This is a genomic window from Arthrobacter sp. 10L424 (assembly GCF_056395325.1).
This window is the reverse complement of sequence record NZ_JBFTJH010000003.1, coordinates 189,186-216,160: the sequence shown is the minus strand read 5'-3', so window position 1 is coordinate 216,160 and position 26,975 is coordinate 189,186. Positions and strand designations below refer to the sequence as shown.

General features: G+C 67.2%; 25 protein-coding genes. 18 read left to right on the top strand and 7 right to left on the bottom strand.

All coding sequences use genetic code 11. From position 1 onward, the window contains the following. The first annotated feature begins 31 nt into the window (after positions 1-31). From kdgD to AC1DC5_RS06530, 7 genes are all read left to right on the top strand, one after another. A complete protein-coding gene (gene kdgD / locus AC1DC5_RS06560; RefSeq protein WP_441403915.1) occupies positions 32-946 on the top strand; it encodes a 5-dehydro-4-deoxyglucarate dehydratase in 915 nt (304 codons plus the stop codon). Positions 947-955: 9 nt separating this feature from the next. Further along, a complete protein-coding gene (locus tag AC1DC5_RS06555) occupies positions 956-2,575 on the top strand; it encodes an aldehyde dehydrogenase (NADP(+)) (protein WP_476864604.1) in 1,620 nt (539 codons plus the stop codon). Then, positions 2,572-3,900 (top strand): enolase C-terminal domain-like protein, encoded by a 1,329-nt coding sequence (locus AC1DC5_RS06550; RefSeq protein ID WP_476864603.1) that lies wholly within the window; start codon positions 2,572-2,574, stop codon positions 3,898-3,900. The genes AC1DC5_RS06555 and AC1DC5_RS06550 overlap by 4 nt, the downstream gene beginning before the upstream one ends. Positions 3,901-4,032: 132 nt before the next feature. Further along, a complete protein-coding gene (locus AC1DC5_RS06545) occupies positions 4,033-4,953 on the top strand; it encodes an AEC family transporter (protein ID WP_476864987.1) in 921 nt (306 codons plus the stop codon). Between the two features lie 97 nt (positions 4,954-5,050). Next, positions 5,051-6,178: an L-talarate/galactarate dehydratase gene (locus AC1DC5_RS06540; RefSeq protein ID WP_441403912.1), complete on the top strand. Its 1,128-nt coding sequence runs from the start codon at positions 5,051-5,053 to the stop codon at positions 6,176-6,178. A gap of 9 nt (positions 6,179-6,187) precedes the next feature. Next, the gene (locus AC1DC5_RS06535) at positions 6,188-6,901 is read left to right on the top strand and encodes a FadR/GntR family transcriptional regulator (RefSeq protein ID WP_441403911.1); all 714 of its coding nucleotides are present in this window, start codon (positions 6,188-6,190) and stop codon (positions 6,899-6,901) included. A 12-nt stretch (positions 6,902-6,913) separates the two neighbouring features. After that, positions 6,914-8,266 (top strand): MFS transporter, encoded by a 1,353-nt coding sequence (locus tag AC1DC5_RS06530; RefSeq protein WP_476864602.1) that lies wholly within the window; start codon positions 6,914-6,916, stop codon positions 8,264-8,266. Here AC1DC5_RS06530 and AC1DC5_RS06525 read toward each other — a convergent pair. Then, complete coding sequence (locus AC1DC5_RS06525; protein WP_476864601.1) at positions 8,253-9,113, bottom strand: SDR family oxidoreductase; 861 nt, start codon at positions 9,111-9,113, stop codon at positions 8,253-8,255. The genes AC1DC5_RS06530 and AC1DC5_RS06525 overlap by 14 nt on opposite strands. 103 nt (positions 9,114-9,216) lie before the next feature. On the opposite strand from AC1DC5_RS06525, the gene AC1DC5_RS06520 reads away from it, so the two are divergent. After that, complete coding sequence (locus AC1DC5_RS06520) at positions 9,217-9,627, top strand: winged helix-turn-helix transcriptional regulator (RefSeq protein WP_476864600.1); 411 nt, start codon at positions 9,217-9,219, stop codon at positions 9,625-9,627. Continuing rightward, positions 9,624-10,538, top strand: coding sequence for an MBL fold metallo-hydrolase (locus AC1DC5_RS06515; RefSeq protein ID WP_476864599.1), 915 nt, complete (start codon positions 9,624-9,626; stop codon positions 10,536-10,538). The genes AC1DC5_RS06520 and AC1DC5_RS06515 overlap by 4 nt, the downstream gene beginning before the upstream one ends. Here AC1DC5_RS06515 and AC1DC5_RS06510 read toward each other — a convergent pair. After that, positions 10,519-11,739 (bottom strand): alanine racemase, encoded by a 1,221-nt coding sequence (locus tag AC1DC5_RS06510; RefSeq protein ID WP_441403906.1) that lies wholly within the window; start codon positions 11,737-11,739, stop codon positions 10,519-10,521. The genes AC1DC5_RS06515 and AC1DC5_RS06510 overlap by 20 nt on opposite strands. Positions 11,740-11,969: 230 nt before the next feature. On the opposite strand from AC1DC5_RS06510, the gene AC1DC5_RS06505 reads away from it, so the two are divergent. The 5 genes from AC1DC5_RS06505 (at position 11,970) to AC1DC5_RS06485 (ending at position 14,976) form a co-directional block, all read left to right on the top strand. After that, positions 11,970-12,611, top strand: a complete 642-nt coding sequence (locus AC1DC5_RS06505; RefSeq protein ID WP_476864598.1) for a hypothetical protein — start codon at positions 11,970-11,972, stop codon at positions 12,609-12,611. Continuing rightward, positions 12,608-13,087: an NUDIX hydrolase gene (locus AC1DC5_RS06500; RefSeq protein WP_441403904.1), complete on the top strand. Its 480-nt coding sequence runs from the start codon at positions 12,608-12,610 to the stop codon at positions 13,085-13,087. Before AC1DC5_RS06505 ends, AC1DC5_RS06500 begins: the two co-directional genes overlap by 4 nt. A gap of 113 nt (positions 13,088-13,200) precedes the next feature. Further along, complete coding sequence (locus AC1DC5_RS06495; RefSeq protein ID WP_441403903.1) at positions 13,201-13,527, top strand: GYD domain-containing protein; 327 nt, start codon at positions 13,201-13,203, stop codon at positions 13,525-13,527. Positions 13,528-13,556: 29 nt separating this feature from the next. After that, positions 13,557-14,081: a hypothetical protein gene (locus tag AC1DC5_RS06490; RefSeq protein WP_441403902.1), complete on the top strand. Its 525-nt coding sequence runs from the start codon at positions 13,557-13,559 to the stop codon at positions 14,079-14,081. A 25-nt stretch (positions 14,082-14,106) separates the two neighbouring features. After that, entirely contained in the window at positions 14,107-14,976 is an 870-nt protein-coding gene (locus AC1DC5_RS06485) for a dTMP kinase (protein ID WP_476864597.1), read from the top strand. Here the strand turns inward: AC1DC5_RS06485 and AC1DC5_RS06480 are convergent. The 3 genes from AC1DC5_RS06480 to AC1DC5_RS06470 all read right to left on the bottom strand — a co-directional run bounded on the left by AC1DC5_RS06480 (position 14,870) and on the right by AC1DC5_RS06470 (position 18,524). Continuing rightward, complete coding sequence (locus AC1DC5_RS06480; RefSeq protein ID WP_476864596.1) at positions 14,870-16,057, bottom strand: TerC family protein; 1,188 nt, start codon at positions 16,055-16,057, stop codon at positions 14,870-14,872. The genes AC1DC5_RS06485 and AC1DC5_RS06480 overlap by 107 nt on opposite strands. Before the next feature lie 72 nt (positions 16,058-16,129). Beyond that, positions 16,130-17,170, bottom strand: a complete 1,041-nt coding sequence (locus AC1DC5_RS06475) for a hemolysin family protein (protein WP_476864595.1) — start codon at positions 17,168-17,170, stop codon at positions 16,130-16,132. After that, positions 17,163-18,524: a hemolysin family protein gene (locus AC1DC5_RS06470; protein ID WP_476864594.1), complete on the bottom strand. Its 1,362-nt coding sequence runs from the start codon at positions 18,522-18,524 to the stop codon at positions 17,163-17,165. The genes AC1DC5_RS06475 and AC1DC5_RS06470 overlap by 8 nt, the downstream gene beginning before the upstream one ends. A gap of 450 nt (positions 18,525-18,974) precedes the next feature. On the opposite strand from AC1DC5_RS06470, the gene AC1DC5_RS06465 reads away from it, so the two are divergent. The 4 genes from AC1DC5_RS06465 to AC1DC5_RS06450 all read left to right on the top strand — a co-directional run bounded on the left by AC1DC5_RS06465 (position 18,975) and on the right by AC1DC5_RS06450 (position 23,383). After that, positions 18,975-19,970 (top strand): M20/M25/M40 family metallo-hydrolase, encoded by a 996-nt coding sequence (locus AC1DC5_RS06465; protein ID WP_441403897.1) that lies wholly within the window; start codon positions 18,975-18,977, stop codon positions 19,968-19,970. 81 nt (positions 19,971-20,051) lie between these two features. Further along, the gene (locus AC1DC5_RS06460) at positions 20,052-20,345 is read left to right on the top strand and encodes a hypothetical protein (protein ID WP_476864593.1); all 294 of its coding nucleotides are present in this window, start codon (positions 20,052-20,054) and stop codon (positions 20,343-20,345) included. 64 nt (positions 20,346-20,409) lie between these two features. Continuing rightward, entirely contained in the window at positions 20,410-22,092 is a 1,683-nt protein-coding gene (locus AC1DC5_RS06455) for an alkaline phosphatase D family protein (RefSeq protein ID WP_476864592.1), read from the top strand. 13 nt (positions 22,093-22,105) lie between these two features. Further along, positions 22,106-23,383 carry an LssY C-terminal domain-containing protein gene (locus AC1DC5_RS06450; protein ID WP_476864591.1) on the top strand — a complete coding sequence of 426 codons (1,278 nt, stop codon included), beginning with the start codon at positions 22,106-22,108 and terminating at the stop codon, positions 23,381-23,383. A 20-nt stretch (positions 23,384-23,403) separates the two neighbouring features. Here the strand turns inward: AC1DC5_RS06450 and AC1DC5_RS06445 are convergent, their stop codons facing one another. Both AC1DC5_RS06445 and AC1DC5_RS06440 read right to left on the bottom strand, forming a co-directional pair. Further along, complete coding sequence (locus tag AC1DC5_RS06445; protein WP_441403893.1) at positions 23,404-24,939, bottom strand: rhamnulokinase; 1,536 nt, start codon at positions 24,937-24,939, stop codon at positions 23,404-23,406. Beyond that, positions 24,936-26,972, bottom strand: coding sequence for a bifunctional aldolase/short-chain dehydrogenase (locus tag AC1DC5_RS06440; RefSeq protein WP_476864590.1), 2,037 nt, complete (start codon positions 26,970-26,972; stop codon positions 24,936-24,938). The genes AC1DC5_RS06445 and AC1DC5_RS06440 overlap by 4 nt, the downstream gene beginning before the upstream one ends. Positions 26,973-26,975 lie beyond the last annotated feature (3 nt).

Here is a 26,975-nt window from a genome sequence, read left to right as displayed (position 1 = left end):
CCGATCACGGCGCCCATCCGGAGGACACATCGTGGCAAAATACACACCCCAGGAACTGGCCAACGCCCTCAAGGAGGGCCTGCTCTCCTTCCCCGTCACGTCGTTCGATGCGCAGTTGCAGTTCGACGAGGAGAACTACCGCAAGCACCTGGCCTGGCAGGCCAGTTTCCCCGTTGCGGGACTGTTCGCAGCGGGCGGTACCGGCGAGGGCTTCTCCCTGACGCCGGCCGAATCCGAGCGCGTGGTCCGCGCCGCCGTCGACGAGGTCGGCGCGCTTGTTCCCGTGCTGGCCTCGGCGGGCGGCTCCACCGCCCAGGCCATCGAGAACGCGCAGGCCGCCGAAGCCGCGGGCGCGGACGGCCTCCTGCTCCTCCCGCCCTACCTGACGGAGGCAGACCAGGGTGGACTGATCGAGCACGTCAGCGCCATCTGCAGCGCCACCTCGCTGGGCGTCATCATCTACAACCGTGCCAACGCGATCTACAAGGACACCACGGTCGCCACCCTGGCCGACCGCCACGAAAACCTCATCGGTTTCAAGGACGGCGTGGGCGACCTGGAACACGACGCCCGCGTCTACGCCAAGCTCGGCGACCGCCTGTTCTACCTCGGCGGTCTCCCCACGGCGGAAACGTTCGCCCTCCCGCTCCTGCAGCTGGGCATGAGCACCTACTCCAGCGCGATGTACAACTTCGTCCCGCAGTTCGCCCTGGACTTCTACCAGGACGTCCGCAACAACGACCGGGTTGCGGTGAACAAGAAGCTCAACGACTTCGTTATCCCGTACCTAGACATCCGGGACCGGGTCAAGGGCTACTCCGTCTCCATCGTCAAGGGCGGGCTCGACGCGATCGGCCGCTCCGCCGGCGGCGTCCGGCCCCCGCTGCAGAACCTGGCCCCGCAGGATCTTGCGGACCTCACTGCCCTCATCGCAAAAGTTTCCTAGGAGGAACCCGTGACCCTTACCGGACACTCCCTGATCGCCGGCCGCCCCGTCCCCGGCGACGGCAAAACCACCTTCGGCCTCAACCCCGCGAGCAACGAGCGCCTCGAGCCGGAGTACACGCTGCTTACGGAGGAACAACTCGCGACGGCGACCTCGGCCGCCGCGGCCGCCTTTGAATCCTTCAGCACGCTCGATCCCGAGACGCATGCCGGGTTCCTGGATGCCATCGCCAGCAACATCGAGGCAATCGGCGACGAGCTGATCATTCGGGCAGGCCAGGAGACCGGCCTGCCCGCGGCCCGGCTACAGGGCGAGCGTGCGCGCACCACCGGCCAGTTGCGGCTTTTCGCGAACGTCGTGCGGCACGGCGATTTCCGCGGCGTCCGGATCGACCCGGCGCTGCCGGACCGCGCTCCCCTGCCCCGTGCCGACATCCGCCAGCGCCAGATCCCGCTGGGACCCGTCGCTGTCTTCGGCGCCAGCAACTTCCCGCTCGCCTTCTCGACGGCGGGCGGAGACACCGCCTCCGCGCTTGCCGCCGGCTGTCCCGTGGTCTTCAAGGCGCACAACGCCCACCCGGGCACAGGGGAACTCGTCGGGCAGGCAATCGCCAAGGCAGTGACGGACTTCGGCCTCCACCCCGGCGTGTTCTCGCTGGTCTACGGCCCCGGCAGCAGCATTGGCCAGGCCCTCGTGGCGGATCCGGCGATCAAAGCAGTGGGATTCACGGGCTCGCAGTCCGCCGGCATCGCCCTGATGCGCACCGCGGCCGCACGGCCGGAACCGATTCCGGTGTATGCGGAAATGTCCTCGCTCAACCCGGTGTTCGTCTTCCCCGGTGCCCTCGCCGGCAACGCCGAAGACATCAGCGCACTGGCACAGCAGTATGTTGCCGCCGTCACCGGCAGCTCCGGCCAGTTGTGCACCTCCCCCGGACTCCTCTTCGCCCCCGCTGGCGAGGCCGGAGACAAACTGGCTGCCGCCGTCGGTCGCGCAGTATCCGCCTGCGCCGGCCAGACCATGCTGACCGCAGGCATCGCCGGCTCCTGGAACGACGGCGCCGACGCACTCGGCTCTGCCGACAACGTGACCGTCGTCGGACGGGGTTCCGCCGGTGGCACCGAAAACGCGCCGGCACCGACGATTTTCGGCACCGGAATCGCCGACTTCATCAGCAACCACGTGCTGCATGCGGAAATCTTCGGTGCAGCGAGCCTCGTCATCCGGTATTCCACCGCCGAGGAGCTGATCGACGCGACCCGCAACATGGAGGGCCAGCTCACCGCCTCCCTGCAGCTGACCGAAGCGGACTACCCAACGGCGGCGCGGCTTCTTCCGGCACTGGAACAGAAGGTCGGCCGCATCATCGTCAACGGCTGGCCCACCGGCGTCGAGGTCGGGCATGCCATGGTCCACGGCGGCCCCTTCCCCGCCACGTCGGACACCCGCACCACCTCCGTCGGCACCCTGGCCATCAACCGCTTCCTGCGGCCCGTCGCGTACCAGAACCTGCCGCAGGAACTGCTCCCTGCGGCCCTTCAGGACGGCAATCCGTGGCGGCTGAACCGCAGGATCGACGGCGTCGTTGAAGATGCCGCGGCAACAGAGAAAGCAGAGGTCAACGCGTGACCACGCAGCCCACCATTGCCCATGTTGAAGTGGTCCCGGTCGCCGGGCACGACAGCATGCTGATGAACCTCAGCGGCGCGCACGGCCCGTTCTTTACCCGCAACATCGTGATCGTGACGGACTCGGACGGCCGCACAGGACTCGGTGAAGTACCCGGCGGGGAAAAGATCCGCAGCACCATCGAGGAAGCCGGCAAGCTGATCAACGGGCAGCCGGTGGCGCGGTACCGCTCCCTGCTGCGCGGGATTTCGGCAGAGTTCGCGGACCGCGACGCCGGCGGCCGGGGCCTCCAGACCTTCGACCTGCGCACCACCGTCCACGCCGTCACCGCCGTCGAATCGGCACTCCTGGACCTGCACGGCCAGTTCCTCGGCGCCCCCGTCGCGGAACTCCTGGGCGACGGGCAGCAGCGGAGTTCGGTGCCGATGCTCGGATACCTCTTCTTCGTTGGCGACCACGAGCGGACGGACCTTCCGTACCTCGTGGAGGCAGCGCCGTCGGACCGGTGGGAAGCGCTGCGCCGCCAGGAGGCCATGACCCCCGACGCCGTTGTGGCCCTGGCCGAAGCCGCGCAGGAGCGCTATGGCTTCAGCGACTTCAAGCTCAAGGGCGGCGTGCTCTCCGGCGACGCCGAAGTTGATGTCGTCACGGCTTTGGCCAAGCGCTTCCCGGAGGCCCGGATCACCCTCGACCCCAACGGCGGCTGGCTCCTGGAGGAGGCCATCCGGCTGGGCAAGCGGATGCAGGGTGTTGTGGCGTACGCCGAGGACCCCTGCGGCGCCGAGGGTCGGTTCTCCGGCCGCGAGGTGATGGCGGAGTTCCGCCGGGCCACCGGGCTCAGGACGGCGACCAACATGATTGCGACGGACTGGCGGGAAATGTCCCACGCGATCCGGAGCAACGCCGTCGACATTCCGCTGGCGGACCCGCATTTCTGGACCATGCACGGCTCCGTCCGCGTGGCGCAGATGTGCCACGAATTCGGCCTGACCTGGGGCTCGCACTCGAACAACCACTTCGATATTTCCCTCGCCATGTTCACCCACACCGGAGCGGCCGCTCCGGGTGAGATCACGGCACTGGACACGCACTGGATCTGGCAGGACGGCCAGGGACTGACCAAGCAACCGCTGCAGATCCGGGACGGCGCCATCGACGTGCCGGTTGCCGCCGGCCTTGGCATCGAGCTGGACCGCGACGCCCTCGCCAAGGCACACCAGCTGTACCTCGAACACGGGCTCGATGCCCGCGACGACAGCATCGGCATGCAGTACTACGTCGACGGCTGGGCCTTCGACCCGAAGCGGCCCTGCCTCGTCCGCTAGGCAGCGTCCGGTAGGCAGCATCCTTTCCCCATCCTTCCGCACGGCCCGCCCTCCCTCAATCATGGGGAGAGGGCCGTGCGGAATCCCACCCTGGCCGGGTCCCGGCCCGCAGCTACCTTTGAAGGGCCTATTTTGGGCGGCGTTGTCTCCGGAATCCTGATCGTCTCCGCCGTCATCGCCGTCGGCTATTTCGCCGCCCGGCTGCGGGTCCTGGGACCCGAGGTCCAGGGCGCCCTCACCCGCACAGCCTTCTACGTCACCAACCCGGCGCTGCTGTTCACCGTGGTTGCCGGCAGCGACATCCGCGCCGCGCTCGGTACGGACGCCCCACTGGCGCTGCTTTCCGCAGCGGCCGTGGGGCTTCTCTATTGCCTGCTCAGCTTCCTGTTCTTCCGGCGGCCCGTCGCTGAAACCGCCGTCGGCGCCATGGCCAGCAGCTACGCAAACGCCAACAACATCGGCATCCCCGTGTCGCTCTACGCCGTGGGGACGGCCCAGCACGTGGCCCCGGTGCTGCTGGTGCAGATCCTGGTCTTGGCCCCGTTCTACCTCACCGTCCTGGGACTGGCCGGAGGCGCCAGGATCTCGTGGAAAAAGCTGCTGATCCAGCCCATCGCGAATCCGATGATCATCGCCTCCGGACTGGGCGCCGCCGTGGCCCTGACCGGGTGGAGCCCTCCGGAGCTCCTGCAGAAACCCATCGACATGCTGGCCGGCGGGGCTGTTCCCATGGTCCTGCTCGCCTTTGGCCTCTCACTGGCCGGCAGGGCGCCGCTGCAAAAGGGGGACGACCGGACTGAGACGCTGGTCGCCACCGCCCTGAAGATTGCCGGAATGCCGCTCATCGTCTGGGCGCTGGGCCGCTTCGTGTTCGGGCTGGAGGGCCAGCACCTGCTCGCCAGCGTCATCATGGCGGCCCTGCCGACCGCCCAGAATGTGTTCCTCTTCGCCTCCCCCTACGGCCGCGGCGTCACGATGGCCCGCGACGTGATCCTCTGCACCACCGTCCTCAGTGTCGGCGCGCTGCTGGTTGTCGCGTGGCTGCTGGGCTGACTGCCCGTCAAGAGCCACTTGTTATACAAGCTTACAACTTGTACTATAAGTATCTGTCGGGCGTCGCAGCCCGGCAATCACTTTCCAGGGAGAATCCATGACCAGCGTTGATCTGATCCGCCACGTAAAGCTGTCCACCGCGAGGCTGCCGCTCGCCGTTCCCATCAGCGACGCGAAGGTGTTCACCGGGCGCCAGAAGCCCATGACCGAGGTGGTCTTCCTCTTCGCCGAAATCACCACCGAGCAGGGCCACAGCGGCATCGGCTTCAGCTACTCCAAGCGCGCCGGCGGCCCGGCCCAGTACGCCCATGCCCGGGAAGTCGCCGAAGGCATCATCGGCGAGGACCCGAACGACATCGGCAAGCTTTACACCAAACTGCTCTGGGCGGGCGCCTCCGTGGGCCGCTCCGGAGTCGCCACCCAGGCACTCGCCGCCATCGACATCGCCCTCTACGACCTCAAGTCCAAGCGCGCCGGACTGCCGCTGGCCAAATTCCTCGGCTCCTACCGGGACTCCGTGCAGACCTACAACACCTCCGGCGGTTTCCTGAACGCCTCCCTCGACGAGGTCAAGGCACGCGCCAGCGTCCTCCTGGACGAGGGAATCGGCGGCATCAAGATCAAGGTGGGCCTGCCGGACACGGCCGAGGACCTCCGCCGGGTTGCCGGCATCCGTGAACACATCGGCTGGGACGTCCCGCTTATGGTGGACGCCAACCAGCAGTGGGACCGCGCCACCGCCTTGCGGATGGGCCGCCAGCTGGAGGAATTCAACCTCGTCTGGATCGAAGAGCCCCTCGACGCCTACGACTTTGAAGGCCACGCGCACCTCGCCCAGATCCTCGACACCCCCATCGCCACGGGAGAAATGCTGGCGTCCGTCGCCGAACACAAGGGCCTCATCACTGCCAACGGCTGCGACATCATCCAGCCCGACGCGCCGCGCGTCGGCGGCATCACGCAGTTCCTCCGGCTCGCAGCCCTCGCGGACGAGCGCGGCCTCGGCCTGGCGCCGCACTTTGCCATGGAAATCCACCTCCACCTCGCCGCGGCCTACCCGCGCGAACCATGGGTGGAGCACTTCGACTGGCTGGACCCGCTCTTCAACGAACGCCTCGAAACCAAGAAAGGCCGCATGCTGGTCCCGGACCGCCCCGGCCTGGGCATTACGCTCAGCGACCAGGCGCGGGCCTGGACGACGGAGTCGGTGGCATTCGGCAAGTAACCTAGACCCATGAGCCGGAACCTGACCGCGGACCTCGCCGCCGATCTTCGCATGCGTATTGTTGACGGCGTCATCCAGCCGGGCGACAAACTCCCCAGCGAAAACACCCTGATCGGCGAATTCGGAGTCAGCCGGACAGTGGTCCGTTCCGCGCTCACCCGTCTGCAGGCGGAAGGACTCGTCGAAACTGAACGGGGGCGGGGCAGCTTCGCGCTGACTCCTCCCCCGTCGGACGCGCAGCCGGCCCCCGGGAGCCGGCCGGTGGCCAGTATGGAAGACCGCGAAAAGCTGCTTGAGTTCCGCATCGGCGTCGAATCCGAGGCTGCTGCCCTGGCGGCCCGGAACCACTCGGAACGCCAACTGCAGGCGGTCCGGACGGCGCTGGAAGAGTTCACCGCCAGCGGCGCCCACCCGGCGCACGCCATGAAATCGGACTACGAATTCCACCGGGCCATCGCCGCGGCCACCGGCAACCCGTTCTATTCCGACTGCCTGGCCTCGCTGGGACAGACGATGATCGCGATGCCCCGGACCCGCCTCATGACCGGCGGGGAGCACTATGTGCGGGAGCATTTCGAGCAGGTGGTGCTGGAACACGGGTCCATCTACGCCGCCATCGCGGAAGGCGACGGACCGTCGTCGTCGGCCGCCATGCGGAACCACCTGGCAAACTCCCGACGCCGGCTCCGCGCGCCCGCGTCCGGCCGCCGGGACGAAAACTAAGGACCCCTCCGCATGCAGTCTGTCGACACCGCCGTCACGGACGTGGCAACCGCCACGAAGAAGTTCTTTAAGCGCGTGCTGCCCATTCTGCTGGTCATGCTCGTCTGCAACCAGCTCAACCGGTCCAACATCGGCTACGCCCAGGCACAGCTGGAAGCCGACGTGGGCATCGGTGCCGCGGCCTACGGCCTCGGTGCCGGACTATTCTTCATCGCCTATGCCATCTTCGAGCTGCCCAGCAACGTCATGATGGAAAAGTACGGTGCAAAGATCTGGCTGTCCCGGATCATGGTCAGCTGGGGCATCGTCGCGTTCCTGATGGCATTCGTGCAGGACGAGGCGATGTTCTACGCACTCCGGTTCCTTCTGGGCGCCGCCGAGGCGGGCTTCTTCCCCGCCGTCATCTTCTACTTCGCCCGCTGGGTCCCGGCCGGCCAGCGCGGCAAGGCTACGGCAATCTTCATCGCCGGGTCCTCCGTCGCCGCGGCCATCTCGGGGCCGATCGCCGGGCTGCTGCTCAGTCTCCACAACGTCCTGGGCCTGCGTGGCTGGCAGTGGCTGTTCGGGTTTGAGGGTTTGCTCTCCGTGGTGGTCGGGGCCGTTGTGTTCTTCCTGCTCGACGCTAAGGTCCAGGACGCCAAGTGGCTCAGTGACGGTGAAAAGTCCGCCCTGGGCGCTGCCATCGCGGAAGAGGACGCCCGGCACGCCGGCGTGGAGCAAGGACGGCTGAACCGCTGGAAGATGCTCCTGAATCCGCAAATCCTGCTGCTGTGCGGCATCTACTTCGCCATCCAGCTCTCCGTCTACGCCAACACCTTCTGGCTCCCCAGCATCATCAGGCGGATCCCGGGAACCACTGACCTCAGTGTGGGATTCCTGTCCGCCGTTCCATGGGTCTGCGCCATAGTCGCCATGTACTTTGCCGCCCGGTGGCAGGACAAAGCGCAATCCAGGCGGCCGCTGCTGGCCGTTGCCCTGCTGGTCGCCGCGGCCGGAACGCTCGCTGCCGCCATCGCCACCCCGGCCCTCGCGCTGGTCTTCCTGTCCGTCGCAGCGATGGGCTTCAAAAGTGCGACTCCCCTGTTTTGGACCATCCCCCAGTCGGGCCTGCATCCGCTGGTCCTCGCGCCGGCCATCGCCATCATCAACTCGCTGGGAAACCTGGGCGGGTTCGTGGCCCCCTTCGGTTTCGGCATCATCAAGGAACAGACAGGAAGCGTGGTGCCCGGGCTCTTCGCCCTCGCGGCGGCGTCCACCCTTGCCGCCGGACTCGTCTGTTTCGTGAAGGAACGCCGGACCGAAAGGGGCCCGGGGGCCCAGCGCGGGGCCGGGCAAGTTCCTCAGGAAGCCGTCACCGTCCCGTAGCGGCCCGCACGGCCTCCCGCAGGGACGTTGTGGGCCGGCCGATGAGCCGGCTCAGGTCACCGCTGGTCACCAGCAGCTCGCCGCGGGCGATGCCACGGTCGCTGTCCGCGAGGATGGCCGCATATGCCTCCGGCAGCCCCACCTCCACCAGCACCTCGGTGTATTGCTCCACGGGCAGATCCTGGTATGTCACCGGCTGCCCGGCGGCGGAGCTGACTTCCTCAGCCAGCTCGCGCAGGGTGAACGGCACGTCGCCGCCCAGCTCGTACACCGTTCCGGCCTGGCCTTCCAGGAGCAGCACCGACGCGGCGGCGCGGGCGTAGTCGGCGCGGGTGGCGGCACTGACGCGTCCCTCACCGGCGCTCCCGAGCACGGCTCCGTGCTCGACGTAGCTGCCCAGCTGATCGGTGTAGTTCTCCAGGTACCAGCCGTTGCGGAGAAGTGTGAACGGCACGCCGGACTCCTCCAGAGCCAACTCGGTGGCCTCATGCTCAGCCGCCAGCTGCAGGCCAGTACTGCCGGCATTGGCGATGCTGGTGTAGGCGATGAGCCCAACGCCGGCATCCTTGGCGGCTGCGATGGCGTTCCGGTGCTGCTCCAGCCGCCGGCCGACCTCGCTGCCGGAGATCAGGAGCACCTTTTCGGCGCCGGCAAAGGCCTGGCGCAGCGAATCCGGGTCACTGTAGTCGACCTTCTTGACCTGGACGCCCCGGTCGGCGAGGTCCGCGATTTTGGCAGTATCCCGGCCTGCGGCAACGATGTGCCCCGCAGGAACGTTCTGATCGAGGAGGGCTTCAACAACAAGGCGTCCGAGCTGTCCGGTGGCGCCGGTGATAACAATGGTCATGATGGTCCTTTACACCAGGGGGAATGGCTGACATCCATAGCAACGGCACCGCATCGGCAAAGCTTCCCGGAAGAGAGTACGCACCTTAAAGTAAGGTACTGGTATGGAAGTAAGTACAGCGCCGGGCCCATCCGCCGTCGAGGGCGCAGACGGGATCTTTCCCGCCGGTTGTCCCAGCCGGACGGTCCTCGACCATGTCTCCAGCAAATGGGGCGTGCTGATCCTGGTCGCGCTGTGGAACGGCCCTCAGCGCTGGAGCGAACTGCGGCGCCGGGCTGAGGGCATCAGCGAGAAGATGCTCGCCCAAACGCTCAAGACGCTGGAGGGGGACGGCTTCCTCCGCCGCGATGCCCAGCCGGTCATTCCGCCCAGGGTCGTCTACAGCCTCACGGACCGCGGCCGCGGGCTTGTTGGCGTCCTGCTCCCGCTGGTGACCTGGATCGCCGATCACGCGGGCGAAATCGTCGATGGCCAAGGTGCCGCGGGCGCCGTGAACGGAGAACCAGCGCCGTGACCGGCCTCGATCTCGACGTGCGCTGGTACGCGGGGACGCGGTCCCGCGGGAGCAGTGCGGCGCCGCCGATCCAGGTGCACATGGCCGCGCCCCACACGGTGCTGCTCCGGCAGAGCTTCGCGAGCAATTTCGAGGCGCCTTTCCTCTACCTGCTGTTCGGCGAGGATCGCGCCTTCCTCCTTGATTCAGGCGCGACGCCGGAAGCCACCGAATTTCCGCTCCGGGCCACAGTCGACACGCTCATTGAGGACTGGCTGCGCGGCCACCCCAAGGACAGTTACGAACTCGTCGTCGCCCACTCGCACGCCCACGGGGACCATGTCGCCGCGGACGGACAGTTCACCGGCAGGCCCCACACGCGGGTCGTGGGACACTCAGCCGGCGAGGTCGCGGCGTTCTTCGGAATCGACAACTGGCCCCACGGCACGGCCCGAATGGACCTTGGCGGACGGGTGCTCGAGGTGATCGCGACGCCGGGGCACCATCCTTCCGCCGTCGCCGTCTACGACGAGGCCACAGGAATGCTGCTCACCGGCGACACGGTCTACCCTGGCCGGCTCTACGTGCAGGACTTTCCGGCGTTCCAGGATTCGCTGCGCAGGCTCTGCGATTTCAGCGCTTCGCACCCGGTCAGTGTGGTGCTCGGCGCCCACATCGAAATGCCGGCCCGGCCGTTCAGGGATTTTCCGCTCGGCTCGACCTGGCACCCCGGGGAAGCGCCGCTCCCCCTGACGGCCGGGGACCTGGAGTCGGTTCGGGATGCGGCCGCCCGGGTCGCCGGCCGCCCCGGGGCGCACCGGTTCGCCAACTTCATCATCTGGAACGGGCCTTGCCGGCAGGAGTCCGCGGTCCAGGCCGTCAGGCTCGTTCTGTTTAGAGCAATTGGCCTGTTCAGGGCCTTTGACCGGTAGCGCTCCCCGAGGCCAGGGACGAACGGTGGAAGTCCGTGTTCCACACATCAATGGGTCGCCCGCTGCCGTCGGTGACGACGTATTCGGGCCAGCGGTCGAAGGCCGAGCAGGGGTGGGAGATCCCGAAGTCGACCATATCCGTGACGTCCAGCCCGCTCGCCCCGGTGAGGACTGCGTGATGGTCGTAAAGATTGCGCACGACGGCGGCCGCCCCGGCCTTGGGGGCGCCGTCCGCGGTGCGGGCTGACAGGAAGAGCGGCAGTCCGGCGTCGTAGGGCAGGTCCCGCTTACCGGCACCGACCACGGCCATTCCCTCCTCCGGGACGGAGAGGACAACGGTCCGGACCGACAGTGCGGGAACGAGGCCCGGTACCGGACTGACGGCCGCGTAGGTGCCGTGATCGTGGGTGACGTAGCAGCCGGACCGGAGGATCCTCCGGGTCCCGGGGACCAGGCGGTCATCGGGAAGGTGTTCCACCATGCGGTCCGGGAACGCGGACCCGCCCATGGAGTAGATCGGGGCGGGAATCTCAAAGTATCGTGCGGCTGCCACGAACACGTCCCGCACCAGCCGGCAGTGCCGGTCGACGGCTTCAATCGTGGACTCCGCCCTGGTGTTGGGCACCACTCCCTCGTACCCGGCAACGCCGGCGAGCCGGAGGCCGGGCGTCCCGTGGACCAGCTCGGCCAGGCGAAGGGCGTCGCCCAGGCTCCGGGCTCCGGTGCGGCCGCCCGGTGTTCCGACGTCGACCAGTACCTCAAGGCTGACGGCAGCTCCAGCGAACACCCGGGCCGCCGCGTCAATGCCGGGAGCCGAATCGACGAAGCAGCGGATTTCCCGTCCGGAATCTTGTTCCAGCCATGAGCGGAGGCGCATCAGGCCGTGCCGATCGACCACTTCATTGGCGATGAGGACGTGCCGGTGTCCCCAGTCCAGTGCCAAACCGGCCTGGTCCACGGTGGCCACGGTGACGCCGACGGCGCCGGACGCCACCTGGCGCGCGATGATCGGTGCGGACATCGTTGTCTTGACGTGCGGGGCAAGGTCCACGCCCCGCTGCCGGCACCAGGACGCCATCACCCGGATGTTGTTGTCGAGGGCATCGATATCGAGCCTCAGCTGCGGGTATGCCGGGGCGGTGAGGCTCCCTGCCGCCGCGTCCCTATCAGGTCCGTTCTGGTGCTGGATCGGGCTGCTCACGAGGCTCCTTTTGTGGTGACGGGACTGGTCCGCCGGCCGAAGGATGCGGCAGCGGGAGTCCGATGCGGGCGTTGCGTTGATTGTGTCATGCGCCTTTCCGCGTCGAACCGGCGGGCACACCGCAGGGCGTCCGGATTCCGCCGCCCGGTGGATGGTTGCCCGGGTGGATAATGGCACCGTCGGATAGTGGCACTGGAACCAACGGCCGGCAGGGACGGGAGGGAGACCGGATGCAGTCTGCTCCGCGGATGACGGTGGAGGTGCCGGTGCTCGCCATCGGCTCCGGCCCCTCCGACTACCAGGAACTGGGTGGCCGCGTCGACGGGCTGCGCAGGCAACAGGGCCTCCACTTAACCCTGCTGCACGTCGGCGTCCTGGCAGACTTCGCCCAGGACGTCGCGGACTGGACCAAGGGCATCACGACTGCCGCGGAGGCGGCCAGCGCGACGGTTGCCTGGCTGGAGGGACTGCCGGCGCTGGGAGGTTTCACCGCGAGCTCCGGGAGGCTGGTCCTGCTCGGCGGCGGGCGCGTAAGCGGCCTGGAAGTGGATGTGCCGCAACATGTGCGTGACTACCAGGTCTCCCTGGTGACGGCGCTGCACGAGCTGTTGGACGAGCTGCTGGTGGACAATGTGGACGACTTCATCCTCGGCTCGCGGGCCCTCGGATTCCGGTATCCGCGCTGGACACCGCATATTGCCGTGGGCCGGCCCAAGACACGGGAGCGCGGACCGTGGGAGATTGAGCCGCTGGCTCTCCAGTTCGGGGAGTCTCGGATCAGGAACCGACAGTTCCTCCCGGCCGCCGGTGCCGGAGCCGGCGACGGAGGGGACCATGCCCCCGGGCCGCCCGGAGGCGGTGGCACGCAATGACGGTCAGGAGCGCAGGTATCCTGCTCTACCGCCGGGGCGCCGGAGCGGACGTGGAGGTGTGGATAGCCCATATGGGCGGGCCATTCTGGGCGCGCAAGGATGCCCGCGCCTGGTCGATTCCCAAAGGCGAATACCTCGACGACGAGGACCCCCTGGCCGCGGCGCGGCGCGAGTTCGCCGAAGAAATGGGAACCCCCGCACCGTCCGTCGAGTACCTCCAGCTGGGCGCCTTCCGGCAACCCTCGGGAAAGGTCATCACGGTCTTCACTGCAGAGGCCGGCTTCTATGCTCCCGAGCAGATCGTGAGCAACACCTTTGCCTTGGAGTGGCCGAAGGGATCCGGCGTGGTCCGGAACTACCCCGAGGTGGACGGCGCCAAGTGGGCCGGAGAGCCCGAGGCCCGCACCAAGCTGGTCAAGGGCCAACTGCCGATCCTCGACGCCCTTAAGGACTACTTGGCCGGCGCCGCTCAGTGACCGGCGCTGTTCCCGCCCGGCTCCCGGGTGGGCCCGCCGGGCATTGCTGGCCCGGCGGCTGACTGCCATCCTTGGGTAATCCGCACTCCCGGACGCGAACGAAGGGAAAGACGATGCCGCTCTACCTGTCGAAGTTCAGCTACACCCCTGAGACCTGGGCCAGGATGATCAGCAACCCGGAGGACCGCGGGAAGGCCGCCCAGGCCTACATCGAATCAGTGGGAGGAAAACTCCACGGCTTCTGGTACGCCTTCGGCAGCCACGACGGCTACAACCTCTGGGAGGCCCCCAACAACGTCTCCATGGCCGCGGTGGCGCTGGCAATCTGCGGTGGCGGTGCCCTGAGCTCAATGGAGACAACGGTGCTGTTGACCGTCGACGAAACGCTCGAAGCCCTGCGTATGGCCGGGGACGTCGGGTACCGGGCTCCCGGCGCCTGACGGCCCCGCCCAGCACAAGGAGGCCTTCGATGGATACGACCGAACCGACCGGGCGCCCGGAGCCGACCGCCAGCCAGCGCGCGGCAAGCCTCAAGGAGCGCGTCTACATCAGCTTCACCAGCCTGGCCGTGGTGCTGGCGCTGCGGAGCCACGCAGACGAGACGACACCCGCCGCGGCAGCCGCCACGCTGACGATCGTCGTCGTCGGTTCCCTGCTGGGCATCTTCGTCGCCGACCTGCTGAGCCACCTGACGGTCCATGCGCAGCTTCCCAGCGGCCCGGAGATGCAGCACATGGTCGCCGTCTGCACGGGGTCACTCACCGTCCTGGTGACTCCGCTCCTGCTCCTCACTGCGGCCGGCCTCGGCCTTTGGTCCACGGCCGTGGCCCTTCAATGGGCCATCGTGGTCCTCGTTGTCACGCTCTTCGTCATCGGCTACCTGGCGATCCGCCGGCTCGAGCTGCCGTTCCACCACAAAGCCGTGATTGTGTGCGCCGAAGTAGTGTTGAGCCTTTTGGTCATCGGTCTCGAGCTGCTGGCCCACAACCTCTGACGGGATCAACCGGCGTGTTCATTCGTTGGGTCAGGTAGCCCCCACCACGCAACACCTGAAGGAGCCTGCTTTTTTGCTGATCGTACTCACGGGAATTGACGGCTCGGGAAAGACGACGGCGGCCGAGGCCACCGTCGCGGCCGCCCGCCAGGCGGGGACCGAAGCCCGGCTCTTCCGCAACTACGCCGGCCGCCGCAGGATGTCCCTGCTCGGCGCCAGGCTCGGCGTGCAACTGCCACCACGGGCCGCGGATGTCATTGAAAGTGCAGTGCGCACCTTCAATGTCCTGAATTCCCACCGCCGGGCCCGGAAATTCCACACCCTGGTGGTCATGGACCGGCATCTCCACTGCCAGCTTGCGCTCCGCGGGATGCACGGACTTCCGCGGGGACGCTTCATTCCCTGGCTCATCCGGACGCTCCCTGCGCCGGACCTGGTCATCTACCTGGACATTGAACCCCGCGAGGCACACGCAAGAATCCTCGCACGGGCCACCGACGCGGAACGGCTTGAGGACCTGGTGTCGCTGCGCGACGCCTATCGATCCCTGCCAGAATTTTCCGGGTTCACCCACATCCCTGCGGGCGGGTCGACCGGCGAGGTCCTCTCCCTGGTGCAAGCCGCCATCTCGGGCGCCGGCAGACAGCGGAAGGAATGCGGCACGGCCGGCCCCGTGCCAGCCGTGCCCGCGTCCTCCGGATCGGCGCCGGGCTGGTCCGCGCCTGCCGATCCCGCATCCTGCGGGCCCGCATCCTGCGGGCCCGCATCCTCCGGCGCCGGGCCGGTGCCTAGCGGGCCAGATACTCCTCGTGCTGGCGGTGCGCTTCCGCGACCAGCTCCCGGATCTTGTCGATGTCCTTGGCCTTGTCCCGGTACTTCAGGTCCATGGTCATGATCTGGGCTTCCTCCGCGGTCAGCATCCGGTAGATGCGCTCGCGTTCAGCCGCGTCAGCGGTGTATTCGAGGTCGAGGTAGTTGACGGCGTGCCGCCGCGCATTGTTGATCGACGTCTGTGCCTTGCCGGCCTTGCTCAACAGCGAGGCCACGACGGTGATCACAAGCACTCCGATGATGACGGTGAGGGACAGCCCGGTGCTGATCTCGACGACGGGAACCGGCTCGCCGTCGTTAATGAATGGCAGGTTGTTCTCGTGCAGGGCGTGGAGCACCAGCTTGACGCCGATGAAGGCAAGGATGGCCGCCAGGCCGTACGCAAGGTAGATGAGGCGGTCCAGGAGCCCGTCGATCAGGAAGTAGAGCTGACGCAGGCCCATCAGGGAGAACGCCGTGGCGGTGAAGACGATATACACGTTCTGGGTCAGCCCGAAAATGGCCGGGATGGAGTCGAGGGCGAAGAGAATGTCGGTCCCGCCGATCGCCACCATCACCAGCAGCATCGGCGTGAGCGCCCGCTTGCCGTCCTGGATGGTGAAGAGCTTGTCCCCGTCGTAGCGATCCGTGGTGTGGAAGAGCTTCCTGGCAATCCTGATGATGAAGTTGTCGGCATGTTCGTCGCCGTGGGCATTCGGCCGGAGCAGGTTGCCCGCGGTGATCAGCAGGATCAGGCCGAAGATGTAGAACACCCACGCGAAGGAATTGATCAGCGCGGCTCCGAGGAAGATGAACCCGGTGCGGGCGATCAGCGAGAAGACGATGCCGAAGAGCAGCACCTTCTGCTGGTCCTCGCGGGGCACGCGGAAGCTCGCAATGATAATCAGGAAGACAAACAGGTTGTCGACGGAGAGAGCTTTCTCCGTGATGTAGCCCGCGAAATATTCCGACCCCATCGCGGTGCCACCGAAGATCCACACCAGGATGCCGAAGACCACGGCCAGGCCCACGTAGAGGCTGGACCACGCGGCAGCCTCCTTCAGCGTGGGCACATGTGCTTTGCGGATGTGGAAGAAGTAGTCGAAGGCCAGCAGGGCCAGGATGACGACGATGGTGGCTGCCCAGATGAGGGGTGAAACTGTCATGTCTGCTCAACTTCCGTAAAGGGACTGGCCCGTGGGCCCAGCGCTGTCCGGTGTTCAGATGGTCTTAGGTATCTAGGCACTGGTGGCATCCTGGACCTCACCCACGAGTTCCTCGATGATGTCCTCGAGGAACAGCACACCTGTGGTCACGCCGTGGGCATCGAAGACCCGGGCAACATGCGCCCCGGTGCGGCGCATCACGGCCAGGGCGTCTTCGAGTTCGCTGCCGCTGAATGCGGAGGCGAGCTTGCGGATCCGCTTGGCGGGAACCGCCTCGTTGAACGCCGCCGGCGTCGTTAGGTCCATAACGTCTTTCAGGTGCAGGTAGCCCGTGGGGGCGCCGTCGTCGTTGGTGAGGATGTACCGGGAGTAGCCATGTTCGGCGACTGCCCGCTGGATGTCGGCCGGGGTGGCAGCTGACGGCAGCAGGACCATGGAGCGAATCGGCACCGCCACATCGGCCACCGTCTTGGCGGTGAATTCGAAAGCCGCGGTCAGGGTACCGCTGGTGTCCGTCAGCATCCCGTCGCGGGTGGATTGCTCCACAATGTTTGCGACCTCGTCGAGGGTGTAGGCGCTCGTGGCCTCGTCCTTCGGCTCGACCTTGAAGAGGCGAAGGATCGAGTTGGCAATGCCGTTCAGCGTCCAGATGACGGGGTTGAAGACACGGGCCACCACCACCAGCGGCGGGGCCAGGATGAGCGCCGCCCGGGTCGGGACGGAGAAGGAGATGTTCTTCGGCACCATTTCGCCAAAGACCACGTGCAGGAACGTCACGAGGAGCAAGGCCACGATAAATGCAACGACACTGATCGTCTCGGCGGACAGCGAGGTCAGTCCCAAGGGGATTTCCAGCAGGTGGTGGATCGCCGGTTCCGAGACGTTGAGGATGACCAGGGAACAGACCGTGATGCCCAGTTGGCTGGTGGCCAGCATGAGGGTGGCGTGTTCCATCGCCCAGAGGGTGGTCTTGGCGGCCTTGCTGCCGGCCTCGGCTTTGGGTTCGATTTGCGAACGCCGGGCCGAGATGACGGCGAATTCGGCGCCGACGAAGAACGCATTCACTGCCAGCAGGACAACGAGCCAGAGGATTCCTGGCAGATATTCACTCATGGGTCAGCTCCTGCGTGAGGTTGTCGATGATCCGGTCATGCGCGCTCCGGGGCGGCTCCGTGGACTCGTCCGGCGTAAAGCGAAGACGCTCGACGTGCGTGCCCGCCACACGTTCCACCCGCAGCGTTCCGCCGTCGATGGCTACTGCATCACCGAGTTCGGGGATCCGGTCCAGCCGGTCGGTAACGAAACCGGCCATGGTGTCGTACTCCTCGCCGTCCGGGACGGCGATGCCTGTCCGGTCCAGGAGTTCGTCCGGCCGGAGGGCTGCATCGAACGTCACGGACCGGCCGGTCCGCACGACGCCGGTCCTGGCCCGGTCGTGCTCGTCTTCCAACTCCCCCACGATTTCCTCGACAAGATCCTCGAGCGTGACGATGCCGGCCGTGCCGCCATGCTCGTCCGAGACAATTGCCACCTGCAGGCCCTGCCTGCGGAGCAGCCCCAGGAGGGTGTCGACCCCCATGGACTCGGGCACCCGCAGCGGCTCGATCATAAGATCGGCTGCCTGCACGCCCGCCCGGTCGTTGAGGGCCACCGCAAAGGCCTGCTTGACGTGCAGCACACCAAGCACGTCGTCCCGGTCCCGCCCGATCACCGGGAACCGCGAGTAACCGGTGGCGGTTGCCAGGCTGACGATATGTTCCGCGGTCTCGTCGGCTCCGATCGTCGCCATCCGCACCCGCGGCGTCATTACATCCGCTGCGCTGTGGTCGGAGAACCGCAGGGTCCGGTGCAGCAGGGCGGCGTGGTCGAGGTCGAGGACGCCTTCCAGCGCCGAGCGGCGCACCAGGGAACTCAATTCCTCGGCGCTGCGCGCTCCGGAGAGTTCTTCCTTGGGTTCAATGCCGAATGACCTGATGATGGAATTGGCAGTGTTGTTGAACAGGACAATCACAGGCTTGAAGACCGTCGTGAACAGCGTCTGGAACGGGACGACGACTTTGGCGGTGGCCAGCGGAAGCGCGAGGGCGAAGTTCTTTGGAACCAGTTCGCCGATCACCATGGAGAAGACCGTGGCGATGAAGATACCCGCGACGGCGCCCACTCCGGGGACGAACGCTTCGGGGAGCCCTGCTGCCGTCAAGGGCCCGCTGAGCATCTTGCTGATGGCCGGCTCGAAGGTGTAGCCGGTGAGCAGCGTGGTCAACGTGATGCCGAGCTGCGCGCCGGAAAGGTGCGTCGACGTGATCTTGAGCGCCTTGATGGTGGGGGCGAGCCGTTTCTCCCCGCGCGCCTGGCGCGTTTCAAGATCGTTGCGGTCCAGGTTGACGAGGGCAAACTCGGAGGCAACGAACAAACCGGTGCCAACCGTAAGGAGGAGGCCGACGCCGATCAGAATCCATTCATACATTCGGGCGCCCCTCTCCTGCGTTGGCCGGGAATCCGGTCAGGAAGTCGAGGGGCGAGGGCATATGTGAAGGAGGGTCATCCATAGTGCACGCCAGTCTATCCGGACTGGCGGTGGCCCGGGGGGGTCCGTCCGCCGCAGGCGAACCTTTCGTCTGGTCTCCCTTGGCACCCGATTCGCACAGCACTTTCACAGCTAACCGCTATTGAAGATACAGCGGGATCCACGAGAATGAATGCAACTGATAGTGCGATCCGTGGACTCAATGACGGCCGCGGACCTGCTCAGCATCAGTCGCGAGCGTCCTGACCTTTCGGCCTGAAACCGACCAACGACGGGTTTCCCAGCATGTTGACTCTGCGCAGGCATGTACTTCCTTCGATCCTGGCCGTGTTGCTGCTGTCTGCGACGGCCTGCACTTCCGAGAACGCGGCCGGCTCCCCGCCTGACGTAGTGACCACCGGCCCGGGGACCTCCGCGGCCCCTCGATCCACGAGCCCCAGCGCCCAGGCTCCGCGGCTGGAGCCTGTGGGCGGGGTGGACGCGCGGTCGGTACTGGAAGATTTCAAGGGCCGGGGCATGATGGGTCACCTTGAGGCGCTGCAGCGGATTGCCGATGACAACGGCGGGAACCGCGCGGCGGGCACGTCCGGCTATGAGGCATCCGGCCGGTATGTCGAGGAGCAGCTGCGCGCCGCCGGATACTCCCCGGTCCGGCAGACGTTCACGTACCGCGGTGACCGCAAGAAGCAGGTGGAGACTTTCAACATCCTGGCCGAGACCGGCGGCAGTGCCGATCACACCGTGGTGGTGGGCGCGCATCTGGACTCCGTGCCAGAGGGGCCGGGAATCAACGACAACGGCAGCGGCGTCGCGGCCATCCTCGAGACGGCAAAGTGGATGAAGGAGAAAGGGATCACTCCGGTGAACCGGGTGGTGTTCGCGTTCTGGGGCGCCGAGGAGAATGACCTCGACGGATCCCGGCATTACGTTAACGAGTTGAGCAAGGCCGGGAAGGAGCAGACTGCGGCCTACCTGAACGTGGATATGGCCGCCTCGCCGAACGGTGTACGGTCCTTCCACGACGGCGACGGGTCCGATTCCGGACCTGCCGGGCCCAAAGGCTCCGACGGGATTGAGGCCGTCTACGAGCGCTACTTCAAGGAGAACTCGCTTCCGGCGGAAACAACGCCCTTTGTCGACGGCGACTCCGATTACGACCCGTTCCTCAGGGCAGGCATTCCCGGTGGCGGGCTGTTCACCGGCGAGGTGAAGAAAAAGACCCAAGCCCAGGTGCAGGCCTACGGCGGGGAGGCCGGCAAGGTCCTCGATTCGTGCTACCACAAGGCCTGCGACACCACAAGGAACATCAAAGCGGACCTATTCAAGGAAATGTCCGGCGCCATGGCCTACGCCACCGCCACCTACGCCCTGGCGGCCCCGGGCTGACCGCTGGACCCGCGGACCTGAAGTTCGCTGGAGACCAGATGCAGCCGCTGCGGCACGTCCGGACTGCCGAGACGTTCCAGAATGAATTTGCCGGCCTGGACGCCGGAGCCTGCCGATTTCATCCGGTCCCTGCAGGTGCTCGACGCGCCGGTGGCCCAGGGCAAGCAGGTGCGCCGTCGCGGCTCGCGGGCGCCGGCTTCGTCGTCGTTGACGACGACGTCGACCCCCGGCAGGGCGGGACCGCGGGTTCCTGCGAGGACGACGGGAACGGCGGCCGCCGCGGTTTCGATCCCGGCGGACTCCGTGGTGGTTCCGGCCGAAACGATCCATTACGGGGCAAGCCTCACCCCGGGCACTGTCGCTGAGCCGGTCTAAGCTGCAGCGGATCATTTCCGCAAGGCCATGGCCGGACCCGGGGCCGAGCAGGTACAACTGAGTCATGACGACCACTCCCCTGCTGCTCGGCCCCATGATGCGGTACGTGGATGAGACCTCGGCGAGTGTCTGGGTGGAGACCCGGTCTGCTGCCCGGGTCTCCATCCGTGCCGGCGGCAGGCAGTGGGAGGCCGGCACTTTCGCAGTTCACGGCCACCACTACGCGCTGGTGGAGCTGGACGGGCTGGAGCCTGGAACGGTGACGCCGTACCTCCTCGACATCAACGGAACCCACGCCTGGCCAGAACCCGGGCAGGGGTTTCCGCCGTCCATGGTCGCGACGCTGGCAACCGGCAAGCCGCTCCGGATGGCCTACGGCTCCTGCCGGACCAGCGTCCCGCACGATAAGTCCGGAAACCGGACCCACGGCGTCGACTCACTGCGCGCCTACGCACTGGAAATGGCCTCCGGCGGCGACCTGCCGTGGCCGGATCTGGTGGCCTTCCTCGGCGACCAGGTGTACGCCGACCTGACCAGCGACCAGATGCAGGAATTCATCCGTGCCCGGCGCGACATCGAGGCGCCTCCCGGCGAGGAGCTCAAGGACTACGAGGAATACGCCCACCTCTACTATCTGGCCTGGTCCGACCCCGCCAACCGGTGGCTGCTGTCCACCCTGCCCAGCGCCATGATCTTCGATGACCACGACATCCGCGATGACTGGAACACCTCGCTCAGCTGGAAGAAGGAGATGGAAGCCACCTCCTGGTGGCATGAACGGATTGTCGCGGGGCTCGCCTCGTACTGGGTGTACCAGCACCTGGGGAATCTTTCACCGCAAGAGCGCGACGAGGATGCCATCTGGCAGCAGATCGCCGCGCACGAGGGCCCGGACGAGATCGATGTCAGCGCAGCCCTGGACAGTTTCGCGGACCGGGCAGATCAGGACCCGGGATCGTACCGGTGGAGCTACTGCCGGGACTTCGGAGACACTCGGCTGATCGTGGTGGATTCCCGGGCGGCCCGGGACCTGACACCAGACCACCGCGCCCTCGTCGACAAGGCGGAAATGGCTTGGCTCGACGGCCGGATGCGCGGCGGATTCCGCCACCTGCTGGTGGCAACGTCGTTGCCTTTCCTGCTGCCGATGGGCCTGCATTACGTCGAGTCCTGGAACGAGGCAATTTCCCAAGGTGCATGGGGAACCCGTGCCGCCCGGGCCGGCGAAACGCTGCGCCAGGCGGTGGACCTGGAACACTGGGGGGCCTTCCAGAACAGTTTCCGGGAGGTCGCGGCCATGGTGACAGAGGTCGCCGACGGCCAGCGAGGCCCCGCCCCGGAAACCATCGCCTTCCTCTCCGGGGACGTCCACTACTCCTATGTTTCGGAGGTGGAGCGGACCTCCGGCAGCCGGATCGTGCAGGCCGTTTGCTCCCCCATCCGCAATCCGCTGCCGCGGCTGATGAGGTCCTTCGCAGCCGTTATGTCGTACGGCCTGGCCACGCCGGTCGGCGCCCTGGTGGCCCGCTCTGCCAAGGTCCCGGACCCTCCGTTCCGCTGGTCCGGCGTGAAGGGGCCATGGTTCGACAACAACCTGGCCTGCCTGGAGGTGGCTCCCGAGGGGCTGAAACTGTGGTGGCAGAGCGGCGTCGTGAACGGCGGAGACCAGCTGCATCCCGGGCTGAAACGCGTCGCCTCTGTCACCTTGGCGCCGCGGGGCACCGGGGCCGACGGCGGACACCTGTGAAAGATCCACACCCGTGAAAGAGCAGGGCAGCGGCCTACTGCCGGGCAACGCCGATACCGTGCTGGACCGGGCACTGTTTGTGTTCAGTGGTTTGGCCGCCGTCTGGCTCGCCACCTTGCTACTGGAAGAGAGCCTGCGGCCGGGCATGGCCTGGTTCGCGGTAGTGTTCTGGGCCGCCCTGGCGTACTTGGTGCTGCCACGTGTTCACCGGATCCTGACCAGGATTTATCTCCCGGATTACTTCATTGGCCGGGCCCGGACCAGCGACGGCCTGCTGGGTGACCCGGTCAACATCGCCTTGCTCGGCAGCGAGGATCAGGTCCACGCCGCCATGCGCCGGGCGGGCTGGACCCAGGCCGACGACGTCGATCTGGCGAGCAGCCGGCGGATCATCGTGTCTACCCTGACCCGGCGAAGCTACGAGGAGGCGCCGGTCAGTCCGCTGTTCATCTTTGGCCGCCAGCAGGACTTTGCCTATCAGCAGGAGGTCGACGGGAGCCCGGGCAAACGCCATCACGTCCGCTTCTGGCAATGCCCGCCCGGGTGGGTGCTGCCGGGCGGCGTCCGGGTCGACTGGCTTGCCGCCGGCACGTACGACCGTGCCGTAGGGTTGTCGCTGTTCACTCTGCAGATCACGCACAAGATCGGGGAGAACACCGACGACGAAAGAGACCACGTCCTGGCCGCCCTGAAGAAGGCCGCACCCGGGGCCGAGGTCACGGTCATCCGGGATTTTTCCACCGGATACCATGCACGTAATGGAGGCGGTGACACGATTTCCACCGACGGGGACCTGCCGGTGGTCGACCTCGCGTCCGTGGCCGCGCCGGCAGGGCCTCCCCGCGGGCCGGAGCGCAGCCGCGCCAGGCGGCCAGCCCCTACCTTGTTCGGCGGGGTTCTCGTCTTTTTTCGCGGAGTCGCCGCGCTAGTCCTCGCGGCCTCGCTGCTGGCCGGTGTCAATCCCGCCATCGAAGCAGGACAGGCCGGCCCGTCGACGGCCGGTGCAACCGCACTAGCGGTGTTCGGCATCGGAGAGATCCTCCTGGCCTGGGGCGTTTTGCGAGGCGGAAACCTCGCCAGGGTCGCGGCCATGCTTCTCAGCGCCGCCGCCATCATTGCCCAGGCCGCCAGCGTCCTCAACGGCGGCCCGGCAGTCGACTTCGGGACCAACCTTCTGGGCCTCTCGCTGGACATCCTCCTCATCATCGCCCTCTCCAGTCAGCATTCCCGCGCCTACGCCAGGAATTCCAGACAGGGCAGGGTCCCGCGCAGTCGAGTCACCGCCGCGTGAACGCCAGGTCAAACCACAGGTCACACCCGGGGACTCGGGTCTGTCGACCGTAGCGGCCCGTTTGTCGCCGCGGCCGGCTCGTATCGCTGCAGCGCCGTGCCTCCGGCCACGATCTTCCTCAGTTCGGCGAGCCCGCCTGACAGTTCGCCGGCGGCGCGGGCCTGAACCAGCACGTTCCCGAGGGCGGTCGCCTCAACCGGCCCGGCGATCACGGGCTTGCCGGTGGCGTTGGCGGTCAGCTGGGATAGGAGCCGGTTTTGCGAGCCGCCGCCCACCACGTGCACGACGTCGACGGCCCGGCCGGCGAGGCGTTCGGCGTCGCTGATGGTCCGGGCGTAGCCGTCGGCGAGGCTGTCCAGGATGCAGCGGACGATCGCCGCGGGCTCGTCCGGCAGGATGGCGCCCGACGAGCCCGCCGCGGCGCGGATCCTTGCGGGCATGTTGCCGGGCGCGGTGAAGGCCGGGTCATCGGCGTCGATCAGGGGTCCGCCGTCCGGCAGCGCCGCGGCTCCGTCGAGCAGTTCGGCAAGGGAAAACGTGGGGCCGTTCGCGGCCCAGGTGCGCTGGCATTCGCTGAGCAGCCAGAGCCCGCCGACGTTGCGCAGGTAGCGGATGGTGCCGTCGACGCCGCGTTCGTTGGTGAAGTTCGCCAGGCGGCTGGCCTCCGTGAGGACGGGATGCTGGAGCTCCACCCCCACCAGGGACCAGGTGCCGGACGAGATGTAGGCAAAGTCCTCGGTCTCCGCGGGGACCGCGGCGACGGCCGACGCGGTGTCGTGCGAGCCGACGGCGACCACACTGGTCCCTGCCGCAAGACCGGTCTGCCCGGCAATGGCAGGGAGCAGCGTGCCGACGGTTTCCCCGGGCTGGACCAGCGGCGGGAACAGATCCAGGGGCAGCCCCAGTGCGGTCAGGAATTCCGTGGCCCACTCCCCTGCCACGGCGTCGAACAGACCCGTGGTAGACGCGTTCGTTGCCTCGGTGCGGCGCCGGCCGGTCAGGAGGAAGGCGATCAGGTCCGGAATGAGCAGTGTCTGGACGCCGTCTAGGTCCGCTTCGCTCGCGAGCTGGTAGATGGTGTTGAATTCCAGGAACTGCAGCCCGGTTGTCGCGTACAGGCGTTGCGGGTCGAGACGCCCGTGGACTCCCGCCACCGCACCGCGGCTCCGGCCGTCCCGGTAGCTGAAGGGCTGCGCCACGAGCTCGCCGGCGGCGTTCACCCGTCCGTAGTCCACGGCCCAGGTGTCGATTCCGATGCTGGCGATCGTTTCCCCGTGCGCCGCCGCGCTGGCGGCCGCGGCCCCCAGCCCGGTGAGCACTTCGGCGAACAGCGCGGTGAAGTCCCAGCGCAGGCCGCCGTCAGAGTCCTGCACTCCGTTGGGGAACCGGTGGACAGTTTCCAGGCTCACCTCCGGGGTCCCGGCGTCACGGGAGATCCTGCCCAGAATCACCCGTCCGGAGGAGGCACCGATATCGACGGCGGCGAACACGCTGCCTCCAGCCACCGTCCCGGCCCCGGCCGGGACGGTGGCTGGAGGTGGTTCCTGCCCCGTCATCGAAGGAAGGCGGTGGCGACGCCGGCGTCCACCGGAATGTGCAGTCCGGTGGTGTGCGACAGTTCGCTGCCGGTGAGGACGGCGACGGCGTTGGCGACGTTTTCCGGGAGGACCTCCCGTTTGAGCAGGGTGCGCTGGGCGTAGTACTTCCCCAAGTCCTGCTCTTCGACGCCGTAAACGGCGGCGCGTTTGGCGCCCCAGCCGCCGGCGAAGATCCCGGAGCCGCGGACGACGCCGTCGGGGTTGATGCCGTTGACCCGGATGCCGTACTCGCCCAGTTCCGCCGCGAGCAGCCGGACCTGGTGGGCCTGGTCGGCCTTCGTGGCGGAGTAGGCGATGTTGTTCGGACCGGCGAACACGGAGTTCTTGGAGGAAATGTAGACGATGTCTCCGCCCATGCCCTGGTCGATCAGGACCTTCGCCGCGGCCTTGGACACCAGGAACGAGCCCTTGGCCATGACGTTGTGCTGAAGGTCCCAGTCCTGCTCCGTGGTTTCCAGCAGGGGTTTGGAGATGGAGAGCCCGGCGTTGTTGACCACCAGGTCCAGGCCGCCGAAGGCAAGGACGGCGGCGCTCACCGCGGCCACGACCTGGGCCTCGTCCGTGACATCGGCCTGGATCCCGACGGCGACGTCGGAACCGCCAAGCTCGGCCGCGACGGCTTGCGCGTTCTCAAGGTTCAGGTCCGCGATGACGACGCAGGCGCCTTCGGCCGCTAGGCGCGTGGCGATGGCCTTGCCGATGCCCGACGCTGCCCCGGTCACCAGGGCGATGCGGGTGGCATGGGTCTTGGGTTTGGGCATCCGGGCGAGCTTGGCTTCCTCCAGGGCCCAGTATTCGATCCGGAATTTCTCGTATTCCTCGATCGGGGCGTAGCTGGAGATGGCTTCGGCTCCGCGCATGACGTTGATCGCGTTGAGGTAGTACTCGCCGGCGACCCGGGCGGTCTGCTTGTCCTTGCCGTAGGAGAACATGCCCACCCCCGGGATCAGGACTATGGCGGGGTCCGCGCCGCGCAGGGCAGGTGAGTCTGCGTCGGCGTGCCGGTCGTAGTACGCCTGGTAGTCCTCGCGGTAGGCGGCATGGAGTTCCTTGAGCCGGGCGATGGAATCCTCGACGGACGCGTCCCCCGGCAGGTCCAGGACCAGGGGCTTGACCTTGGTGCGCAGGAAGTGGTCCGGGCAGGAGGTGCCCAGCCCGCCCAGGCGCGGATGTTCGGCGCCCTCGAGGAAGTCCAGCACCGAGGCGTCATCGCTGAAATGCCCGACAGCAGGCTTGTCGCTGGACGCCAGCCCGCGGATCACCGGCACCAGCGCAGCGGCCTTCGCCCGGCGTTCCGCCTCCGGCAGGGCGCTGTAGCCGGGCAGTTTCGGTCCGAAAGGTTCGGGCCGGCCGTGTTCGGCGATGTACTTTTCGGCCTGTTCGATGATCCACAGGGAGTTCGTTTCGGCTTCTTCGCTGGTGGCGCCCCAGGCGGTGGTGCCGTGGCCGCCCAGGATGGTGCCGACGGCCTGCGGGTTGGCGTCCTTAATTGCGGCGATGTCCAGGCCCAGCTGGAAACCGGGGCGGCGCCATGGAACCCAGGCCACCTTTTCGCCGAAGATCTGCTTGGTGAGGGCTTCGCCGTCGGCCGCCGTGGCGATTGCGATGCCCGCGTCCGGGTGGAGGTGGTCCACGTGGGCTGCGTCCACCAGCCCGTGCATCGCGGTGTCGATGGAGGGGGCTGCGCCGCCCTTGCCGAACAGGCAGTAATCGAACGCGGCCACCATCTCGTCTTCGTGCTCGACGCCGGGGTACACGTCTTTCAGGGCCTGCAGCCGGTCCAGTCGCAGCACGGCCAGGCCATCGGCCTTCAGTGTGCCGAGGTCCCCGCCGGAACCTTTGACCCACAGGAGCTGGACGTCTTCCCCGGTCACCGGGTCCTTGCCGGTGCCCTTGGCGGAGGTGTTTCCACCGGCGAAATTGGTGTTCCGCTTGTCGGCGCCGAGGCGGTTGGAGCGGGCAATCAGCTGGTCAACAGTTGGATTGGTCATGGT

What these genes read in the sequence shown, in the direction of transcription:
- AC1DC5_RS06540 (WP_441403912.1), top strand. Translation starts at nt 5,051, where the DNA reads ATGACCAGCGTTGATCTGATCCGCCACGTAAAGCTGTCCACCGCGAGG.
- AC1DC5_RS06535 (WP_441403911.1), top strand. Translation starts at nt 6,188, where the DNA reads ATGAGCCGGAACCTGACCGCGGACCTCGCCGCCGATCTTCGCATGCGT.
- AC1DC5_RS06530 (WP_476864602.1), top strand. Translation starts at nt 6,914, where the DNA reads ATGCAGTCTGTCGACACCGCCGTCACGGACGTGGCAACCGCCACGAAG.
- AC1DC5_RS06525 (WP_476864601.1), bottom strand. Translation starts at nt 9,113, where the DNA reads ATGACCATTGTTATCACCGGCGCCACCGGACAGCTCGGACGCCTTGTT.
- AC1DC5_RS06520 (WP_476864600.1), top strand. Translation starts at nt 9,217, where the DNA reads ATGGAAGTAAGTACAGCGCCGGGCCCATCCGCCGTCGAGGGCGCAGAC.
- AC1DC5_RS06505 (WP_476864598.1), top strand. Translation starts at nt 11,970, where the DNA reads ATGCAGTCTGCTCCGCGGATGACGGTGGAGGTGCCGGTGCTCGCCATC.
- AC1DC5_RS06500 (WP_441403904.1), top strand. Translation starts at nt 12,608, where the DNA reads ATGACGGTCAGGAGCGCAGGTATCCTGCTCTACCGCCGGGGCGCCGGA.
- AC1DC5_RS06495 (WP_441403903.1), top strand. Translation starts at nt 13,201, where the DNA reads ATGCCGCTCTACCTGTCGAAGTTCAGCTACACCCCTGAGACCTGGGCC.
- AC1DC5_RS06490 (WP_441403902.1), top strand. Translation starts at nt 13,557, where the DNA reads ATGGATACGACCGAACCGACCGGGCGCCCGGAGCCGACCGCCAGCCAG.
- AC1DC5_RS06480 (WP_476864596.1), bottom strand. Translation starts at nt 16,057, where the DNA reads ATGACAGTTTCACCCCTCATCTGGGCAGCCACCATCGTCGTCATCCTG.
- AC1DC5_RS06475 (WP_476864595.1), bottom strand. Translation starts at nt 17,170, where the DNA reads ATGAGTGAATATCTGCCAGGAATCCTCTGGCTCGTTGTCCTGCTGGCA.
- AC1DC5_RS06470 (WP_476864594.1), bottom strand. Translation starts at nt 18,524, where the DNA reads ATGTATGAATGGATTCTGATCGGCGTCGGCCTCCTCCTTACGGTTGGC.
- AC1DC5_RS06460 (WP_476864593.1), top strand. Translation starts at nt 20,052, where the DNA reads ATGAATTTGCCGGCCTGGACGCCGGAGCCTGCCGATTTCATCCGGTCC.
- AC1DC5_RS06455 (WP_476864592.1), top strand. Translation starts at nt 20,410, where the DNA reads ATGACGACCACTCCCCTGCTGCTCGGCCCCATGATGCGGTACGTGGAT.
- AC1DC5_RS06445 (WP_441403893.1), bottom strand. Translation starts at nt 24,939, where the DNA reads ATGACGGGGCAGGAACCACCTCCAGCCACCGTCCCGGCCGGGGCCGGG.
- AC1DC5_RS06440 (WP_476864590.1), bottom strand. Translation starts at nt 26,972, where the DNA reads ATGACCAATCCAACTGTTGACCAGCTGATTGCCCGCTCCAACCGCCTC.